21 protein-coding genes are annotated in these 18,335 nt (G+C 69.3%); 7 read left to right on the forward strand and 14 right to left on the reverse strand.

Annotation, left to right across the window (positions count from 1 at the left end):
- Positions 1-19 precede the first annotated feature (19 nt).
- Positions 20-1,072 carry an alpha/beta fold hydrolase gene (locus WD026_RS08620; RefSeq protein WP_425723261.1) on the forward strand — a complete coding sequence of 351 codons (1,053 nt, stop codon included), beginning with the start codon at positions 20-22 and terminating at the stop codon, positions 1,070-1,072.
- Between the two features lie 18 nt (positions 1,073-1,090).
- On the opposite strand, the gene WD026_RS08625 is transcribed toward WD026_RS08620, so the two are convergent.
- Positions 1,091-2,032: a LysR family transcriptional regulator gene (locus WD026_RS08625; RefSeq protein ID WP_425723262.1), complete on the reverse strand. Its 942-nt coding sequence runs from the start codon at positions 2,030-2,032 to the stop codon at positions 1,091-1,093.
- A gap of 97 nt (positions 2,033-2,129) precedes the next feature.
- Here WD026_RS08625 and WD026_RS08630 point away from each other — a divergent pair, with 97 nt between their 5' ends.
- Together WD026_RS08630 and WD026_RS08635 are read left to right on the forward strand one after the other, a co-directional pair.
- Positions 2,130-2,654, forward strand: coding sequence for a carboxymuconolactone decarboxylase family protein (locus tag WD026_RS08630; RefSeq protein ID WP_425723263.1), 525 nt, complete (start codon positions 2,130-2,132; stop codon positions 2,652-2,654).
- Positions 2,655-2,707: 53 nt separating this feature from the next.
- Positions 2,708-3,673: a Bug family tripartite tricarboxylate transporter substrate binding protein gene (locus WD026_RS08635; RefSeq protein ID WP_425723264.1), complete on the forward strand. Its 966-nt coding sequence runs from the start codon at positions 2,708-2,710 to the stop codon at positions 3,671-3,673.
- Between the two features lie 19 nt (positions 3,674-3,692).
- Here WD026_RS08635 and WD026_RS08640 read toward each other — a convergent pair whose 3' ends face one another.
- Positions 3,693-4,151, reverse strand: a complete 459-nt coding sequence (locus WD026_RS08640; protein WP_425723265.1) for a hypothetical protein — start codon at positions 4,149-4,151, stop codon at positions 3,693-3,695.
- A 35-nt stretch (positions 4,152-4,186) separates the two neighbouring features.
- On the opposite strand from WD026_RS08640, the gene WD026_RS08645 reads away from it, so the two are divergent.
- Positions 4,187-5,323, forward strand: coding sequence for a PQQ-dependent sugar dehydrogenase (locus WD026_RS08645; protein WP_425723266.1), 1,137 nt, complete (start codon positions 4,187-4,189; stop codon positions 5,321-5,323).
- Positions 5,320-5,607 (forward strand): HNH endonuclease, encoded by a 288-nt coding sequence (locus WD026_RS08650; protein WP_425723267.1) that lies wholly within the window; start codon positions 5,320-5,322, stop codon positions 5,605-5,607. The genes WD026_RS08645 and WD026_RS08650 overlap by 4 nt, the downstream gene beginning before the upstream one ends.
- 12 nt (positions 5,608-5,619) lie before the next feature.
- Here WD026_RS08650 and serS read toward each other — a convergent pair whose 3' ends face one another.
- From serS to WD026_RS08665, 3 genes are read right to left on the reverse strand one after another with little or no spacing between them, the layout of a single operon-like run.
- The gene (serS, locus tag WD026_RS08655; protein ID WP_425723268.1) at positions 5,620-6,936 is read right to left on the reverse strand and encodes a serine--tRNA ligase; all 1,317 of its coding nucleotides are present in this window, start codon (positions 6,934-6,936) and stop codon (positions 5,620-5,622) included.
- Between the two features lie 26 nt (positions 6,937-6,962).
- On the reverse strand, positions 6,963-7,913 hold the full coding sequence (gene ispH, locus WD026_RS08660; RefSeq protein ID WP_425723269.1) for a 4-hydroxy-3-methylbut-2-enyl diphosphate reductase: 951 nt from the start codon (positions 7,911-7,913) through the stop codon (positions 6,963-6,965).
- Positions 7,913-8,359 carry an FKBP-type peptidyl-prolyl cis-trans isomerase gene (locus WD026_RS08665; RefSeq protein WP_425723270.1) on the reverse strand — a complete coding sequence of 149 codons (447 nt, stop codon included), beginning with the start codon at positions 8,357-8,359 and terminating at the stop codon, positions 7,913-7,915. The genes ispH and WD026_RS08665 overlap by 1 nt, the downstream gene beginning before the upstream one ends.
- 86 nt (positions 8,360-8,445) lie before the next feature.
- On the opposite strand from WD026_RS08665, the gene radC reads away from it, so the two are divergent.
- Both radC and WD026_RS08675 read left to right on the forward strand, forming a co-directional pair.
- Positions 8,446-9,138, forward strand: coding sequence for a RadC family protein (radC, locus tag WD026_RS08670; protein WP_425723271.1), 693 nt, complete (start codon positions 8,446-8,448; stop codon positions 9,136-9,138).
- A gap of 55 nt (positions 9,139-9,193) precedes the next feature.
- Positions 9,194-9,868, forward strand: coding sequence for a Smr/MutS family protein (locus WD026_RS08675; protein WP_425723272.1), 675 nt, complete (start codon positions 9,194-9,196; stop codon positions 9,866-9,868).
- On the opposite strand, the gene WD026_RS08680 is transcribed toward WD026_RS08675, so the two are convergent.
- The 9 genes from WD026_RS08680 to fdh3B all read right to left on the reverse strand — a co-directional run bounded on the left by WD026_RS08680 (position 9,865) and on the right by fdh3B (position 18,313).
- On the reverse strand, positions 9,865-11,283 hold the full coding sequence (locus WD026_RS08680; RefSeq protein WP_425723273.1) for a multicopper oxidase family protein: 1,419 nt from the start codon (positions 11,281-11,283) through the stop codon (positions 9,865-9,867). The genes WD026_RS08675 and WD026_RS08680 overlap by 4 nt on opposite strands.
- A 14-nt stretch (positions 11,284-11,297) precedes the next feature.
- Positions 11,298-11,711 carry a group II truncated hemoglobin gene (locus tag WD026_RS08685; RefSeq protein WP_425723274.1) on the reverse strand — a complete coding sequence of 138 codons (414 nt, stop codon included), beginning with the start codon at positions 11,709-11,711 and terminating at the stop codon, positions 11,298-11,300.
- 1 nt (position 11,712) lies between these two features.
- Positions 11,713-14,253, reverse strand: a complete 2,541-nt coding sequence (locus WD026_RS08690) for an ABC transporter permease (protein ID WP_425723275.1) — start codon at positions 14,251-14,253, stop codon at positions 11,713-11,715.
- Positions 14,254-14,284: 31 nt separating this feature from the next.
- Positions 14,285-14,917, reverse strand: a complete 633-nt coding sequence (gene upp / locus WD026_RS08695) for a uracil phosphoribosyltransferase (RefSeq protein WP_425723276.1) — start codon at positions 14,915-14,917, stop codon at positions 14,285-14,287.
- The gene (locus WD026_RS08700) at positions 14,914-15,822 is read right to left on the reverse strand and encodes a formate dehydrogenase accessory sulfurtransferase FdhD (protein ID WP_425723277.1); all 909 of its coding nucleotides are present in this window, start codon (positions 15,820-15,822) and stop codon (positions 14,914-14,916) included. The genes upp and WD026_RS08700 overlap by 4 nt, the downstream gene beginning before the upstream one ends.
- Positions 15,823-15,894: 72 nt before the next feature.
- On the reverse strand, positions 15,895-16,242 hold the full coding sequence (locus tag WD026_RS08705) for a hypothetical protein (protein WP_425723278.1): 348 nt from the start codon (positions 16,240-16,242) through the stop codon (positions 15,895-15,897).
- 17 nt (positions 16,243-16,259) lie between these two features.
- On the reverse strand, positions 16,260-17,450 hold the full coding sequence (locus tag WD026_RS08710; protein WP_425723279.1) for a formate dehydrogenase subunit gamma: 1,191 nt from the start codon (positions 17,448-17,450) through the stop codon (positions 16,260-16,262).
- A 9-nt stretch (positions 17,451-17,459) separates the two neighbouring features.
- Positions 17,460-17,714 (reverse strand): hypothetical protein, encoded by a 255-nt coding sequence (locus WD026_RS08715; protein ID WP_425723280.1) that lies wholly within the window; start codon positions 17,712-17,714, stop codon positions 17,460-17,462.
- A complete protein-coding gene (gene fdh3B, locus WD026_RS08720) occupies positions 17,711-18,313 on the reverse strand; it encodes a formate dehydrogenase FDH3 subunit beta (protein ID WP_086122147.1) in 603 nt (200 codons plus the stop codon). Before fdh3B ends, WD026_RS08715 begins: the two co-directional genes overlap by 4 nt.
- Positions 18,314-18,335 lie beyond the last annotated feature (22 nt).

The following is an 18,335-nucleotide window of genomic DNA, read 5'->3' on the forward strand; positions in this document are numbered from 1 at the left end:
CGACAACAAGAGACGAGACATGACCCTTCGACCCACCCACGCTGCCCTGCTGCTGTCCGCCGCCCTGCTGGCCGGCTGCGCCACCCAGAAGCCTGCTGCTACTGCGGCAGCGCCCGCTGCCGAACCCAGCTACGACCAGACCGAACCCCTGGGGGCCGGCATGGAGGGCTGGGTCTATCCCCACCCGGTGCAACACCTGCAGTTCGAGCTGGAAGGCAAGCTGGTGCGCATGGCCTACATGGACGTGAAGCCCACCGCGCCGGCCAACGGCCAGACCGTGGTGCTGTTCCATGGCAAGAACTTCGGATCGGACTACTGGGCCAACACCCTGCAGGCCTTGCCGGCGCGCGGCTACCGGGTGGTGGCGGTGGACCAGATCGGCTTCGGCAAGTCGTCCAAGCCGGAGATCCGCTACACCTTTGCCATGCTGGCCGACAACACGGTCAAGGTGCTGGACCACCTCAAGGTGGGCCGCGTGTCCATCGTGGCCAACAGCATGGGCGGCATGCTGGGCGTTCACTTTGCCCGCCGCCACCCGGACCGCGTGGCCGCGCTGGTGCTGGAGAACCCGCTGGGCCTGGAAGACTATGTGCCGGCCATCCCGCCGCAGCAGACCGCCAACCTGACCCGCCTGGAGATGGCGCAGACCACCACCAGCTACCGCGCCTTCATCAAGAGCTACTTCAAGGACAACTACCGGCCCGAGTTCGAGCGCTTCGTGGAGCAGTTCTCGCGCGTGCAGCGCAGCCCCGAGTACCCGCGCTACGCGCACGTGTCGGCGCTGACCTACCAGATGATCTACGAGGGCCCCACCTACAACGAGCTGCCGCAGCTCAAGGTGCCGGTGCTGCTGGCCATCGGCCAGCTCGACCGCACCGTGTTCGGCCGCCGCTTCGCACCGCCCGAGGCGGTGAAGAACCTGGGCAACTACCCGCAGCTGGGCAAGGACGCCCAGAAGCGCATCCCCGGCGCGAAGCTGGTGGAGTTCGACAAGGTGGGCCATGTGCCGCACCTGGAGGCACCGGAGCGCTTCCACGCCGCCGTGCTCGAGTTCCTGGCCGACAAGCGTTGACGCGCCCAGGCTGACCGATCAGCGCCGCCGCGCAGACGGCGGGGCCATCCAGCCGGGATGCCGGGCGATCAGCGCCCGGCTCACCGCCCTCACCTCCTCCATGGCCGCCTGCACCAGCGGGGCCGGATGGCCTTGGCGGCGAGTGACGATGCCCACCGAGCGCAGCGGCCCGTCCACGATCTCCGACAGCTGCACGCCCGACATGGGCAGCAGCGGCATCACGCCCAGCCAGGGCAGCACCGCCACACCCACTTCGCTGCGGATCAGCCCGGCCACGGTGGTCACCTGATCGACCTGCATGTGCGGCCGGTATTCGATGCCGCGCTGCAGGAAGGCCGCGCTCATGTAGCGCATGGCGGTGCTGGCATCGGTCAGCGTGATGAGCGGCAGCTCCAGCAGGTCGTCCATGTGCATCTGCGGGCGCACCCGCTTGCGCCACTTGCCGCAGGAGAGCAGCACGAAGCGGTCGCGCAGCAGTTCCTCGTAGCGCAGTTCGGGGTGGGTGGGCGCCACCGAGGCCAGCGCAAAGTCGGCCTGGTGGTTGAGCAGGCGCTGCAGGCAGGTGCTGTTGGCCGCGTCGATCAGCGTGATCCGGGCACCGGGCCGCTGTCGTTCCAGCGTGGCGCACACCGACGGCAGCACCACGTGGGCCAGCGACGGCCAGGCCGCGATGGCCAGCTGCGCGGCCTCGCGTTCGGCCGACGACTGAAAACGCTGCAGCCCGGCCTCGTACTCGCCCAGCACCGAGCGGGCCACCACCGCCATGCGCGCGCCGCCGGGGGTCAGGCGCACGCTGCGGGTGGTGCGCTCGAACAGGGTCAGCCCCAGTTCCTCCTCCAGATCCTGGATGGCCTTGGTGAGTGCGGGCTGCGAGATGAACAGCTGTTCGGCGGCCTTGCTGAAGTTCAGCGTGTCCGACAGCGTCAGGAACATGCGCAGCTGCCTGGGGGCAATATTCATAGATATCGATGATAAATCGATCTGAAAAATGAATTTCTCATATAGATGGCATCGCCACAGAATCGGCCCCCACATCCACTCTCCAGGCATTGATCCCGTGGCCCGCATCCCCTACGCCGACTGCACCCGCGACGAAGTTCGCCCCCTGGCCGAGCGCATCGTCGCCGAGCGCGGCAACCTGCTGCACCTCTACCAGATGCTCATGCACAGCGGCCCCATCGCCGAGGGCTGGCTGGGCTACCTCACCGCCATCCGCCAGAAGAACTCGCTGCCGGGCGGCCTGCGCGAACTCATCATCATGCGGGTGGCGCTGCTCAACCACGCGCCCTACGAGGCCGATCAGCACGCCCCCATCGCCCTGCGCGAAGGCATTTCGCAGGCGCAGCTCGATGCGCTGGACCAGTGGGACCATAGCCCGCTGTTCGACGAGCGCCAGCAGGCCGTGCTGGCCTACACCGACGCCATGACGCGCCACGTCCAGGTGCCCGATGCGGTGTTCGCGCGCGTGGCCGCGCTGCATTCCCCGCAGGAGGTGGTGGAGATCACCGCCACCGTGGCCGCCTACAACATGGTCTCGCGCTTCCTGGAGGCGCTGCAGATCCACTCGCACGACGCCCGCTGACCCACGACGCCCGCTGACCCCTTTTCCCCCACAACACACCCGGAGACAACGCCATGAAACTCAAAGCCAGCCTGATCGCCGCCCTGCTCCTGCCCCTGGCCGCCCTGGCCCAGGACGCCTGGCCCAGCCGCCCCATCACCTTCGTGGTGCCGTTCCCGCCGGGTGGCCCCACCGACCTGATGGCCCGCCTGATCGGGCCGGCCCTGTCCAAACGGCTGAACGTGCCGGTGGTGGTGGAGAACCGGGCCGGCGCCAGCGGCAACATCGGTACCGGCCAGGTGGTGCGCGCCAAGCCCGACGGCTACACCATCCTGCTGGCCGCCAGCGGCAACCTCTCGGCCAACCAGTACCTCTACCCCAAGCTGGGCTTCGACCCGGTCAAGGACCTGACCCCCATCATCCAGATCTCCAAGTTCCCGCTGGTGCTGGAGGTGTCGGAGACCAACAGCAAGATCCGCAGCTTCAAGGACTATGTGGAGGCCGCACGCAACCCGGCCAACCGCGTGACCTTCGGCTCGGCCAGCAACGGCACGCCACAGCACCTGGGCGGTGAACTGTTCAAGTCCAAGGCCAAGGTGGAGATCGACCACATCCCCTACAAGGGTGCCGGCCCGGCCATCGTCGACCTCATGGGCGGCCAGATCACCAGCATGTTCGACATCCTGGGCAGCTCGCTGCCGCACATCAAGTCGGGCAAGCTGCGCCCGCTGGCCGTGACCACCAGGACCCGTTCGCCGCAGCTGCCCGATGTGCCCTCCATCAGCGAGCTGGGCTACCCCGACTTCGAGTACTACGCCTGGCACGGCATCTCCACCACCGCCGGCACGCCCAAGCCCATCGTCACCCGCCTGAACACCGAGATCCAGGCCATCTTTGCCGAGCCGGCCTTCAAGGAAAAGTGGCTGGAGATCGGCTCCGAGGTGGTGGCGGGCACGCCGGAACAGTTCGAGGCCCTGATCAAGACCGAGGCCGGCAAGATGCAGACGCTCATCAAGGGGCTGAACATCCAGCTGGATTGACAGGGTCAGCCCGCTGAGCTCAGAGCCGCCGACTGAGCCACGCGTAGAAGGCGCCCGCCAGCACCCCGCCCGCCGCCATGGCCAGCAAGCCCGGCCCGTGGCGGGTGGCGTCGATGAAGACCGGCATGGGGGCCACGGCATCCACCGCACGGATGGCCGCCACCATGCCCGCGCCGGCCGCCACCGACAGCAGCAGGGTGCGCCACTGAGGCCAGCGCCGCGCCAGCCCGTGCGCCACCAGCAGCGCCGGCAGCCAGCCCGCCGCCACGATGCCGGCCAGCACCGGGCCAAAGCCCAGCAGGTCCTGCGCCGTGGTCTGCAGGCGCAGCGCCAGGGGAATGTCCAGCCCCAACCCGACCAGGCCCTGCAGGTTCCACTGGGTCTGCACCACCGAACCCCAGGCCGAAGCAAACAGCCAGGCCAGCGCCAGCACGGCGAGCGACCGGGCACGGAACCGGCGGACAAGGGGCCGGGTCACACCGGGACTTTGTGTTTCTTTCATGATGCGGGTCGATGTCATCTGTTCTGCGATTGCTTCTGAAGGGTCTGTGCGGCTCGCTGGTTCTGGCTCTGGCCACTGCGGTGGCTGCCGGGCCCACGCCGTACCGGATCGAGACCGTGGCCAGCGGCCTGGACCATCCCTGGTCCCTGGCCTTCCTGCCCGATGGCCGACTGCTGGTGACCGAGCGGGCCGGCCGGCTGCGGCTCATCGAGCCTGGCACGGACGGCCGCCTGCAGCTCCGACCCGAACCGGTGGCCGGCGTTCCCCCGGTGCTCGCACGCGGGCAGTCGGGCCTGTTCGAGGTATTGCCCGACCCCGACTTTGCCCGCAACCGGCGCATCCTGCTGTCGTATGCCCATGGGCAGCCCCAGGCCAACCACCTGCGGGTGGCCAGCGCCCGGCTGGAAGGCGCCCGCCTGGAAGACGTGAAGCCCATCTTCACCTCGCAACCGGCCAAGACCGAGACCCAGCACTTCGGCGGCCGCATGGCGTGGCTGCCCGACGGCACGCTGGTGCTGGGCATGGGCGACGGCAACCTGGAACGCACCGACGCCCAGCGCCTGCACACCCACCTGGGCAAGTTCATGCGCATCCGGGCCGATGGCTCGGTGCCTGCCGACAACCCGTTTGCCGGCCGGCCGGGCGCGCTGCCCGAGATCTGGACGGTGGGCCACCGCAACCCGCAGGGCGTGGTGGTGGTCGACGGCGTGGTCTATGCGCATGAACACGGCGCGCGCGGCGGCGACGAGCTCAACCGCCTGCGCCCGGGCAACAACCATGGCTGGCCGGCGGTCACCGGCGGCATCGACTACACCTACGCCCGGGTGACGCCGTTCCAGAGCCTGCCCGGCATGGAGCCGCCACTGCTGCAGTGGACGCCCTCCATCGCACCGGCCGGAATGGCCTGGTACGACGGCACCCTGTTCCCGGCCTGGCGGGGCAGCCTGATGGTGGCGGCGCTGAAGGAACGCAGCGTGCGCCGCGTGCCGCTGGCCGATGCGGCGCGCGGTCCGTCGGGCGAACAGGAGCTGCTGTTCCAGGAGCTGGGCGAACGCATCCGCGATGTGCGGGCCGGCCCGGACGGCGCACTCTGGCTGCTGACCGACAGCCCACAGGGCCGGGTGCTGCGGGTGGTGCCGGCACGATGACCCCCGTCTGCCCCCTGTGCGGCCGCCCCATCCCGGCGGGGCAGCGCGATGCGCACCATCTGGTGCCCAAGAGCAAGGGCGGGCGCGACACGGTGGACCTGCACCGCATCTGCCACCGCCAGATCCACGCGGTGCTCACCGGGACCGAGCTGGCGCGCCAGTACCGCAGCGTGGAGCAGCTTCTGGCCCACCCCGCCCTGCGCGCGTTCGTGGAGTGGGTCCGCACCAAGCCCGACGACTTCTTCGTGCGCACCCGCAAGAGCGGGCGGGTGCGGCGGCGCTGAGCGCATGAACGATCAGATGGCCGGAGCCAGCCGCTCCAGCCCGCCCATGTAGGGGCGCAGCACCTCGGGCACGGTGACGCTGCCGTCGGCGTTCTGGTAGTTCTCCAGCACGGCCACCAGGGCGCGGCCCACGGCCAGGCCCGAGCCGTTCAGGGTGTGCACCAGTTCGTTCTTGCCCTGGGCATTCTTGAAGCGGGCCTGCAGGCGGCGGGCCTGGAAGGCCTCGCAGTTGGAGACCGAGCTGATCTCGCGGTAGGTGCCCTGCGCCGGCACCCACACCTCCAGGTCGTGGGTGCGCGTGGCGCCAAAGCCCATGTCGCCGGTGCACAGGGCCAGCACGCGGTAGGGCAACCCCAGCTGCTGCAGCACGGCCTCGGCATGGCCGGTCATTTCTTCCAGTGCCGCGTAGCTCTGGTCGGGGTGCACGATCTGCACCATCTCGACCTTGTCGAACTGGTGCTGGCGGATCATGCCGCGCGTGTCGCGGCCGGCGCTGCCGGCTTCGGAACGGAAGCACGGCGTGTGCGCGGTCAGCTTGATGGGCAGCTCGGCCTCGGCCAGCACGGTGTCGCGCACCACGTTGGTCAGGGTGACCTCGCTGGTGGGGATGAGGTAGAGCGCCTGCTCGTCGTCGCCACCTTCCTGACCGCCCTTCTTCGCGGCGAACAGGTCGCCCTCGAACTTGGGCAGCTGGCCGGTGCCACGCAGGGTGTCGGCGTTGACGATGTAGGGCGTGTAGCACTCGGTGTAGCCGTGCTGCTGGGTCTGCACGTCCAGCATGAACTGGGCGAGCGCGCGGTGCAGGCGGGCGATGGGGCCGCGCATGAAGGTGAAGCGCGAACCGGCCAGCTTGGCGCCGGTCTCGAAGTCCAGGCCCAGCTTCTCGCCGATGTCCACATGGTCACGGACGGGGAAGTCGAAGGCACGCGGGCTGCCCCAACGGCGTAGCTCCACGTTGCCCGATTCGTCGCTGCCCACCGGCACGCTGTCGTGCGGCAGGTTGGGTACGGCCAGCAACAGGGTCTGCAGTTCGGTCTGGATCACGTCGAGGCGGGCTGCACCGGCGTCCAGTTCGGCCTTGATGGCGCCCACCTGCGCCATGGCGGCATCGGCCTCGGCGTGCTGGCCCTTGCCCTTGAGCATGCCGATCTGCCTGGACAGGCTGTTGCGCTGGCTCTGCAGTTCCTCGGTGCGGGTCTGCAGGGTCTTGCGCTCGGATTCCAGCGCCTGGTAGGCGTCCACATCCAGGTAGGGCTGCGGGTTCTTGCGGCGCTCCAGCCGTTCGATGACGGCGGGCAGGTCTTTGCGGAGTTGGACGATGTCGAGCATGAAAGCGATCGGATGAGGGAATGGATTCAGGCGTCCGGAGCGCCGTCGAGACGCAGGCCCTTGGGCAGCGGGAACTTGGTGGTCTCCACCAGACCGTCCATGGAGCGCACCGAGATGGCGCCCAGCGCCTTGATGCGTTCGATGACCTGCTGCACCAGGATCTCCGGGGCCGATGCGCCGGCGGTCAGGCCCACACGCACCGCGCCGTCGAACCATTCGGCGCGCAGTTCGTCGGCGCTGTCGACCATGTGGCTGCGGGTGCCGAGCTTCAGGGCCACCTCGCGCAGGCGGTTGCTGTTGGAGCTGGTGGGGCTGCCCACCACGATGACCACGTCCACCTGCGGGCTCAGCAGCTTGACCGCGTCCTGCCGGTTCTGGGTGGCGTAGCAGATGTCCTGCTGCTTGGGTTCGCGCACGTTCGGGAAGCGGGCCTTCACCGCGGCGGCGATCTCGGCCGCGTCGTCCACCGACAGCGTGGTCTGCGTGACCACCGCCAGCTTCTCGGTCTGGGCGGGCTGCACCCGGGCCACGTCGGCCACGTCTTCCACCAGGTGGATGCCGCTCTCCAGCTGGCCCATGGTGCCCTCGACCTCGGGGTGGCCCTTGTGGCCGATCATGATGAACTCGAAACCCTCGCGGTGCAGCTTGGCCACCTCCACATGCACCTTGGTGACCAGCGGGCAGGTGGCGTCGAACACATGAAAGCCGCGGCGCTGCGCCTCCTGCTGGATGGCCTTGCTCACGCCGTGGGCCGAGAACACCAGCGTGGCACCGGGCGGCACCTCGGACAGTTCCTCGATGAAGATCGCCCCCTTGGCCTTGAGGTCGTTCACCACGTAGGTGTTGTGCACGATCTCGTGGCGCACATAGATGGGGGCGCCGAACTTGGCCAGGGCGCGCTCCACGATCTCGATGGCACGGTCCACCCCGGCGCAGAAGCCGCGCGGTTCGGCCAGCACAATGTCCTGCAGCGGCATCACAGCACCCCGATGAGTTGCACCTCGAACCGGACCGGTTGGCCGGCCAGCGGGTGGTTGAAGTCGAACAGCACGGCGCCATCCTCGCGCACCTCGCGCACCGCGCCGGCATAGGTGCCCTGCCCGTCGGGCGTGGGGAACTGCACCACGTCGCCGGGTGCATAGCGCTCGTGCGGGTCGCCCAGCTCGTTCAGCAGCTTGCGGGCCACCCACTGCAGCATCTCGGGCTGGCGCTCGCCGAAGGCTTCGCCGGCGGCCAGCTCGATCACGGTGCGGGTGCCTTCTTCCAGGCCGATCAGCCGCTGCTCGATGGCGGGCGAGAGCTGACCGGACCCCAGGCTGAGCGTGGCCGGCGCCCCCGAGAAGGTGTCGATGTAGGCCCGGCCCTGCAGATCGGACATGCGGTAGTGCAGGGTGAGGAAGGAACCGTCTTGGACCTGGGACATGGCGGGAGGGCTGAAGGAGGACACGTCGGGGTGTACCGACAAAACCCGTATTGTAAAAAGACCGCCCCCTTCTTCCCGGAGCCGCCATGCAGGAGATCGCCATTCCCGGCCTCAAGGGCCTTCCCGCCCAGGCCCGCCCCCGCGAAAAGCTGCTGAGCCATGGCCCCCAGTCCCTGGCCGACGCCGAGCTGCTGGCCCTCCTGCTGCGCACGGGGCTGCCCGGGCGGCATGTGCTGCACATGGCCCAGGACCTGCTGGACCGCTTCGGCGGCATCCGTGGCCTGCTCCAGGCGACACCGGGCGAACTGGCCACCGTGCGCGGGCTGGGCCCGGCCAAGCGGGCCGAGCTGCTGGCGGTGCTGGAGCTGGTGCGGCGATCGCTGCACGAGGAGATGCGGCAGGCGCCCGTGATGGACAACGCCATGGCGGTGCGCGACTACCTGCAGCTGCGCATGGGCTCGTTGCCGCACGAGGTGTTTTCGGTGGTCTTCCTCGACAGCAGCCTGCGCCTGCTGGCCTGCGAGGAGATGTTCCGGGGGACGCTGAACCAGACCAGCGTGTACCCGCGCGAGGTGGTGGTGCGCGCCCTGCACCACCAGGCGGCCTCGGTGGTGCTGGCCCACAACCACCCCAGCGGCCAGTGCATGCCGTCGCGGGCCGACGAATCGCTCACCGCCATGCTGCGCAATGCGCTGGCGCTGGTGGACGTGCGGGTGCTGGACCATTTCATCGTGACGCGCCACCGGGTGGCCTCCATGGCCGAGATGGGTCTGGTCTGAGGGACATGCCCGGTCCTGCCACCCGATCCGGCGGGGCGGCACGACAATCGACGGCATGAAGATCCAGTCGCTGGCCGAGCTCAAGCAGATCCGCCGCGCCATGGCCGAGCACACCGCCCGGCTGGCGGCCGAGGAGGCTGCACGCCGCGAGGCCGAGCGCCGGCGCGAGCGCGAGCAGCGGCTGTTCGAGATGGCGGTGGGACCGGTGGTGCGGCTGCCGGCCCATGGACGGGTCGAACACCGCCCGCTGGCGCCGTCCACCCTGCCGGTGCAGCGCCAGCTCGATGAGGCACGGGTCATGCACGAAGCCCTGTCGGACGAGTTCGACGTGGAGACCCTGCTGCACACCGACGACCTGCTGAGCTACCGCCGCCCCGGTCTGGGGCCGGACGTGGTGCGCAAGCTGCGCGAAGGCCGATGGAGCATCCAGCGCCACATCGACCTGCACGGGCTGCGCATCGACGAAGCCCGCGAGGCCCTGGGACAGTTCATCCGCGAATGCCACCGCCACGGCCTGCGCTGCGTGCGCGTGGTGCACGGCAAGGGTCTGGGCTCACCCGGCCGCACCCCGGTGCTCAAGACCCGGGTGCTGCGCTGGCTGGTGCAGAAGCGCGAGGTGCTGGCCTTCGTGCAGGCCCGCCCGGCCGAGGGCGGCGCCGGTGCGCTGGTGGTGCTGCTGCAGCCGGCCGACCGCGAGCGGCGGATCGATCCGGCCAACCGGCAGAACTAGCCCCGCACCTCGAACACCGTGCCCATGCCGCCCGCATGGTGCTCCAGCACATGGCAGTGGATGAGCCACTTGCCGGGGTTGTCGGCCACGAAGGCCACTTCCAGCCGGTCGCCCGGGGCGGCCAGCACGGTGTCGCGCCAGGGCTGGTCGGGCAACGGCTGGCCATTGCGTGAGAGCACCTGAAAGTGGTGGCCGTGCAGGTGCATGGGGTGCCACCAGGCGGTGCGGTTGTCGAAGCTCAGGCGCACGGTGCGGCCACGGTCCACCGCGAACAGGGGCGCGTGGTGGTGATGGTGGTCGGTGTGGGCCACGCCATTGAGGGTCCAGGCGGGGTCGGCCTCGCGCGATCCGGCCTCGCGGCGCTGGCGGCGGGCAGCCCGCTCGGCCTCGGTCTGCTGCGGCCAGCCGTCGCGGCTGCGGGCTCCACCACCGATGACGATGGTCTGCTCGAACGCCCCGGCCAGCACCGGCGGGGGCAGACCTTCGATGGGGGGCGGCACCGGGGCGGGCCGTGGTGTGGTCACGGGCTGCCCCTGCACCGCCAGCCGGGCCAGCACCACCGCGCCGCGCGACTGCTCGTCCTTGAGCTCGAACAGGCCGGGGCGCCGGGCGTCGATCACCATGTCGGCACGCATGCCGGGGCCCAGCAGCATCGGGCCTTCCCAGGCGATGGCGGAGGCAGCCGGCACGCCGTCGCGGGCGATCAGCCAGCCCGGCAGGCCGTCCAGCGCGAGCTGGTAGATGCGCGCGTTCGATGCATTGATCAGGCGCAGGCGGATGCGTTGCCCGGTCTGCAGCATGTGGGTGGGCTGCTCGGTACCGTTGACCGTGATCTTCTGGCCCAGTCGGCCGGCATGGGCCACGTCGTGGAAGCGGTAGAAGTCGTCGGCGATGCGGCCCTGCTCGTCCAGCCGCCAGTCGTCCAGCAGCCAGACGATGTCCTGGTCCACCGGGTAGGGGCGGTCTTCGTCGACGATCAGGGCTGCGGCCAGACCGCGCTCCACCTGCTCGGCCGTGCCCAGGTGGGGGTGGTACCAGAAGGTGCCGGCGTCCGGCAGCTGGAATCGGTAGCGGAAGCGCTCGCCCGGCTCGATGGGCGACTGGGTGAGGTGGGGCACGCCGTCCATGGCGTTGGGCAGGCGGATGCCGTGCCAATGGATGGTGGTGGCATCGGGCAGGCGGTTGTGCAGCTCGATGTCGAGCCAGTCGCCGCGGCGGTAGCGCAGCACCGGGCCGGGCACGGCGCCGTCATAGGCCCACACGTCCAGCCCGCCCTGCCCGGCCACCGGCAGACGGGCCGGTGCAGCGTTCAGCCGGCGGGGAGCGGCCGTGTCGTGAAGGGGGAGCGCACCGCAGGCACTGAGCAACGGCACGGCGGCGGCGGCTTGCAGCCACTGGCGTCGGGTCGGGTTCATCGGAGACAGAGGTTTCAGGGGGTGTTGCGCATCCAGTCGGCGGTCTGGAAGAAGCTCTGGTTCAGGCGCTGGCGCAGCGCGGGGTCGACACCGGTCTCGCCCATGGCCTGGTCCATGCACGCCAGCCATTGGTCGCGCTCCTGGATGCCGATGGCAAACGGCATGTGCCGCATGCGCAGGCGCGGATGGCCGAAGCGCCCGGTGTAGTGCTGCGGGCCGCCCAGCCAGCCGCACAGGAACCAGAACAGCTTGTCGCGGGCGCCGTCCAGCGTGTTGCCGTGGGCATGCCGCAGCTCGGCATAGCCGGGCTCGATGTCCATGAGGTCGTAGAAGCGGTCGACGAGCAGGCGCACGCGCTCTTCGCCGCCGATCCATTCGAACGGCGTGTCGAAGGGCGGTTTTTCCTGGGGGATGTGCAGATCGGTCATGTCAGGTTGCGGCCTTGCGCAGGGTTTCCACCACCGGGGTGCGCAGCACGCTGCGCAGGCCCCACCAGCCGGCCAGCAGGGCCAGCACCGCGCCGGCCAGGGCACCGGCCAGCGGCACCCAGGGCGAGGCGGTCCAGCTGAACTGGAAAGCGTATTTCGCCAGCGCCCAGCCCACCGCCACCGCCACCACCGAGGCCAGGAAGCCGGCCAGCAGGCCCACACCCAGCAGCTCGACCCGCTGCACCTGGCGCAGCAGCGCCGAGCCGGCGCCCACCGCACGCAGGATGGCGAACTCGCGTTCGCGCTCGCCCCGGGTGGCGGTCACCGCTGCCAGCAGCACCACCAGACCGGCCGCCAGGGTGAAGGCAAACAGGAATTCCACCGCCGCAATCACCTGCCCCAACACCCGCTGCACCTGGGCAATGGTCTGGCTCATGTCCACGTTGGTGATGTTCGGAAACTGCCGCACCAGGGTGTTGTCGAAACCGCGCGTGGCGGGTGCCCGGAAGGCGCTGATGTAGGTCACCGGCACATCGGGCACGGTGGCCACGGGGAAGATGACGAAGAAGTTCACCCGCAGCGAACCCCAGTCCACCTTGCGCAGGCTGGTGATCCGGGCCTCGGTCACGATGCCGGCCATGTCGAAGCCCACGGTGTCCCCCAGCTTCAGGCCCAGCTCCTCGGCCAGACCTTCTTCCACGCTGATGGCACCCGCCTCGTTTTCGGTCCAGCGGCCGGCCACCACCGGATTGTGGTCGGGCTGCACCGGCGTGTTGGAGAGGTTGAACTCGCGCTCCACCAGGCGCTGCGCCCGGTCGGTGGCAAAGTCGGACGGCACCACGCTGCGGCCATTGATGGTGACCAGCCGGCCCCGGATCATGGGGTACCAGTCGAAGTCCTTCACACCGGCACTGCGCAGCGCCTGCTGGAACGGCTCGGCCTGTTCGGGCTGCACATTGATGACGAAGCGGTCGGGCGCATCGGGCGGTGTGGCGTTGCGCCAGCTGGCAATCAGGTCGGTGCGCAGCAGCACCAGCAGCACCAGGGCCAGCAGGCCCACCGACAAGGCGCTGACCTGCACCACCGCAAACACCGGGCGGGCCGAGAGCTGGCGCGTGGCCATGACCAGCGCGCGTGGCGCGGTGGCCTCGTTGACGCTGGCCCGCAGCAGCCGAACCGCCAGCCAGCTCACCACCGCAAACACGGCAATCGCTGCCGCAAAGCCCCCCACCGCAATGGCACCCAGCAGCAGATCGCGACTGGCCGCCAGCAGCAGAGCCGCAAAACCGGCCACGCCCAGACCCAGCACGCCCAGCGTGGCCGGCTTGAGCTGACCCACGTCACGGCGGATCACCCGCAGCGGCGGCACCTGGGCCAGCTGCAGCACCGGCGGTAGGCCGAAGGCCAGCATCAGCGTCAGACCCATGCCCAGGCCCAGCAGCACCGGCGTGATGCCGGGGGCCGGCAGGCTGGCTTCCACCAGCCCGGCCAGCAGCAGCACGAAGACGTGGTGCACCACGAAGCCCAGCAGCACGCCCAGTGCACTGGCGAACAGGCCGACCAGCGCAAACTCGAGCGTGTAGGCCCGGGCCATGGTGCCCTGCGACAGGCCCAGCACGCGCAGCATGGCGCAGTCGTCCAGGTGGCGCTGGGCAAAGCCGCGTGCGGCAATGGCCACGGCCACGGCGCACAGCAGTGCGGCCAGCAGGGCGACCAGGTTCAGGAATTTCTCGGCGCGCTCCAGGGTGCGCTCCATCTCGGGCCGGCCACCCTCCAGCGACTCCAGCCGGGTGCCGCGCACGCCGGTGGCGTCGATGCGCTCCTGCGCCCAGCGGCTGAAAGTGGCCACAGCGGCATCCGGCCCGGCCACGGCCAGGCGGTAGGTCAGGCGGCTGGCGGGCTGCACCAGGCCGGTGGCCGGCAGGTCGGCCTCGTTGAGCATGACGCGCGGCGCGAAGCTCATGAAGCCGGCGCCGCGATCGGGTTCGACCACCAGCACGCGGTCGATGGTGAAGCGGGAGTCGCCCAGCAGCAGGCTCTGGCCCATGCGCAGGTCCAGGGCCACCAGCAAGGCGGCGTCGACCCACACGGTGCTGGGGCGGGGAATGGCCTGCACGGCTTCGTCCGGTGCGTCCGGGCCGCTGGCCACACGCAGCGTGCCCCGCAGGGGGTAGCCCTCGGACACGGCCTTCAGCGCCACCAGACGCGCTGCACCACCGTCCTCGTCGCTGGCCCGCCCCATGGTGGGAAAGCCCAGGGTGCGGGCGGTGCTCAGGCCCAGCTCGCGGGCACGGGCCTCGAACTCGGGGGGCGGGGCGTTGTCGCTGGCCAGCACGGCATCGCCGCCGATGAGGGCACGGGCATCACGCGCCAGGCCGCCCTGCAGCCGGTCGGCGAAGAAGGACACCGCCGTGAGCGCGGCCACGGCCAGCGTGACCGCCAGCACCAGCAGGCGCAGCTCGCCGGCGCGCCAGTCACGGATCAGGGAAGACCAGCCCAGGGTCCAGAAACGGATGGGCAGCGATGCGGAGGTGGGAGGCATGGGCCGACCTTATCGCATCGGGAAAACCCCGTCATTTCGTGCCGAAGATCCGGTCGCCGGCGTCACCCAGACCGGGGACGATGTAGCCGTGCTCGTTCAGACCGCGGTCCACGGCCGGGGTGTAGACGGGCACGTCGGGGTGGTGGTCGTGGAAGGTGCGGATGCCTTCCGGGCAGGTCACCAGGCACACGAAGCGGATGGAACGCGGGTTCGTCTGCTTGAGGCGGTCCACCGCGGCCACCGCCGAGTTGCCGGTGGCCAGCATGGGGTCGAGCACGATGACGTCGCGCTCGTGCATGTCCTGCGGCATCTTGAAGTAGTACTCCACCGCCTTGAGCGTGGCCGGATCGCGGTACAGGCCGATGTGGCCCACGCGGGCGCCCGGCAGCACCTGCAGCATGCCGTCCAGGAAACCGTTGCCGGCCCGCAGGATGGAGGCCAGCACGATCTTCTTGCCGTCGATCACGCGCGAGGTCATCTTCTCCAGCGGGGTCTCGATCTCGATCTCCTGCATGGGCATGTCGCGCGTGAGCTCGTAGGCCAGCAGGGCGGAGAGCTCGTGCACCAGCTCGCGGAAGCTCTTGGTGCTGGTGTCCTTGCGGCGCATCAGCGTGAGCTTGTGCTGCACCAGGGGGTGGTCAATGATGTGAACGTCGCGGCTCATGTCGTCTTTTCGAAAGTCGGAGGGGCAGAAGGTACCGCATCGAGCAGCAGGCGCTGCGGGTTGGCGTAACAGAAGAAGTGCCGGTTGGTGGCGCGGCCCACCGCGCACAGGCCCACCCGCTGCGCCACCTCCAGGCCCATCTGGGTGATGCCGCTGCGCGAGACGACGGCGGCCACACCCATCTGCGCGCTCTTGATGACCATCTCGCTGGTGAGGCGCCCGGTGGTGTAGAAGACCTTGTCCAGGCCCGGCGGCTGCAGGGCGGTGGTCGCCGCTGCGGCCGACGCGCCGACCGAGGGATCCTGCAGCGCCAGCCAGCCGGCGATGGTGTCGACCGCGTTGTGGCGGCCCACGTCCTCCACGAACAGCTGCAGCTCGTCACCCCGGAACAGGGCACAGGCGTGCACCGATCCGGCGGACTTGTAGGTGCTTTCCTTCAGGCGGATGGCATTGACGATGGCATAGAGCTGCGACTGGCGCAGAACGCCTTCAGGCAGGCGTATGCGGTCGACCTCGTCCATGAGGCCGCCGAACACGCTGCCCTGCCCGCAGCCGGTGGTGACCACCTTCTTCGCGGTGCGCTCCTCGATGCGGGCAATGCCCTGACGGGTGGTGACCACCGCTGCCGACACGTCCCAGTCGACCTGGATGGCGGCGATCTCGTCCACCGACTGCACCAGCCGCTGGTTGAGCAGGTAACCCAGCACCAGCCATTCGGGGTGAGCGCCCAGGGTCATGAGGGTGACCAGCTCACGCTTGTCCACATAGACCGTGAGATCGCGCTCGGCCGGTATGGACACCTCGCTGCGCACGCCGAACTCGTTGACCACCTCCACCGTGCGGGTGAGCGGTGCCTGGGCGTTCGAGAGTTGCGGCAGCGCCGCCGGGGCCGTGGTGGTGGTCATGGGGTGGAGAGTATCGCGGAGCGGACAGCAAAAAAGGCCCCGGAGGGCCTCTTCTGCAGGGAGCCAAGGGGATCAGCTCTTCTTGGCGGGCGCTGCGGCGGGGGCAGCCGGAGCCGCCGGTGCGGCAGCAGCAGCGGGCGCGGCCGGAGCCGGGGTGTACACGAACGGGCCGGGGTCCACGCAGGCCGGTGCGCCGGGGGTGGGCGACTTGCCCTGGCCGGCGGTGGTCTTGAAGTGGTTGGCGGCGGCCTTGTCCATGGACTTGCACAGCTGGTAGGCGGCGACCTTGTTGCCGTGGGCCGTCTTGGCGGCGGCTTCGGCCGCCTTGGCCTTGGCCTCGTCGGTCAGCACCGGGGCCGGCAGCTTGGCGAATGCCGCGCCGGACACCAGCAGGGAGAGCAGAAGGATGCTGCGTTTCATGTGTGTGTCTCCGGGGATCAGGCTTTGGCCGGCTCGGCATCGGCAGCCGCCTTGGCGGTGCGCTGCGCGGGGATCTTGCCGGCCTTGATGTCGTTGTACCAGAGCTCGTGGTGCTCCTTGGCCCAGGTCTCGTCCACGTAGCCGGTCTTCATGGCCTTGTAGGCACCCGACATGCCGACCGTGCCCATGTAGATGTGGCCCATGAACATGGCCATCATCAGCACGGTGGCCACACCGTGGAACATGTGGGCGATCTGCATGTTGGCGCGGGTGTACTCGACGCCCGGGACGATCTTGTCCAGGAACACGCCGGAGGCCACCACGATGATGCCCAGGAAGAACACGCCGCCCCAGAACACCAGCTTCTCGCCGGCGTTGAACCGGTGCGAAGGCACTTCCTCGCTGCCGAACAGGCCGCCGGCCTTGATCAGCCACTGGAAGTCTTCCTTGCTCGGCCAGTTGTCCTTGAGGAAGGTGAAGAACACCACGATCAGCGACACGGCGAACAGCGGACCCACGAAGTTGTGCACGTTCTTCAGCGCGTAGGTCAGCCAGCCGAACAGGGTCGAGCCGATGACGGGCAGCAGGAAGAACTTGCCGAAGGCCATGACGATGCCGGAGATGGCCAGCACCACGAAGGCGATGGCATTCACCCAGTGGGCAGCGCGCTCGACATAGGTGAAGCGCTCGATCACCCGGCCGGTTTCCTGGCCGTGCAGCTGGATGGTGCCCTTGCCGAAGTAGAACAGGGCCAGCGCCACACCTGCAATCACCAGCAGCGAGCCGCCGTAGGGGATGATCCAGTTGTTGCGCACCTGGCGCCAGGCTTCACCGGCGGTGGTGAAGTTGGAGCCGGGGTACTTCACGAAGCCCTGCACCAGGTTGCCGTACTCCAGGTAGGGCAGGCTGGTGGTGCCGGTCACGCCGCCCTGGCCCACGTCACGCCACATGGGCGCGTTGTTGCCGGGCTGGACCTGCTTGCGTTCGGCATTGGTCTGGTTGGCGTAGTTGGGGTCCTTGTCGGCATCGGGCGCGATCTCGAAGATGTTCGCGCCCTTGATGCCGCCTTGGCTGGAGGGGGCCGGTGCCGCTGCCGGGGCAGCGTCGGCCGGGTCCACCTTCAGCGTCTGGGCCGAGGCACCCGCGCCGATCAACAGCGCAGAGGCCACCAGCACGGACCGCCAGAGGGAGGTCAGGGAAATGGTCATGGAACCACCTTACTTGGGCTGGGCGCCGACACGCGCGTAGTCGTTCTGGCCGTACTGGGCGCGGGCCTTGAGCTGCTGTTCCCAGCTGGTCTTGTCGCCGGTGGTCCAGCCGCCCTGGGCGTACTGGCTCTTGCCGACGCCGGTGTAGGGTGCGCCGTCCTGCTTGACGCCGGAACCGGAGATTTCCTGCGGCTTGTCGCCGCAGGCAGCCAGGGCCAGCAGCGCGGCCAGCGCTGCAGAGGTGAGGGTCAGGCGCTTGATCACGATTTCTGTCCTTGTGCGGTGCCGTAGGCGGTGCCCCAGCCCCAGACCTCGGCACCCTTGCCGCGGGTCAGGACACGGGTGCGGAAGATGTCGGCGACCACGTCGCCGTCACCGGCGAGCAGGGCCTTGGTCGAGCACATCTCGGCGCAGGCGGGCAGCTTGCCCTCGGCCAGGCGGTTGCGACCGTACTTCTCGAACTCGGTCTGGCTGCCGTGGGCCTCGGGGCCGCCGGCGCAGAAGGTGCACTTGTCCATCTTGCCGCGCACACCGAAGGTGCCTTGCGACGGGAACTGGGGTGCGCCGAACGGGCAGGCATACGAGCAGTAGCCGCAGCCGATGCACACATCCTTGTCGTGCAGCACCACACCTTCGTCGGTGCGGTAGAAGCAGTTCACCGGGCAGACGGCCATGCAGGGTGCGTCGCTGCAGTGCATGCAGGCCACCGAGATGGACTTCTCGCCAGGCACACCGTCGTTGAGGGTGATCACCCGGCGGCGGTTCACGCCCCAGGGCACTTCGTGCTCGTTCTTGCAGGCGGTGACGCAGCCGTTGCACTCGATGCAGCGCTCGGCGTCACAGATGAATTTCATACGTGCCATGTTGTTCTCCTGTTGCAGTGGG

Origin of the sequence: Hydrogenophaga sp. R2 (assembly GCF_049843595.1) — a bacterium.
Taxonomy (GTDB): Bacteria; Pseudomonadota; Gammaproteobacteria; order Burkholderiales; family Burkholderiaceae_C; genus Hydrogenophaga.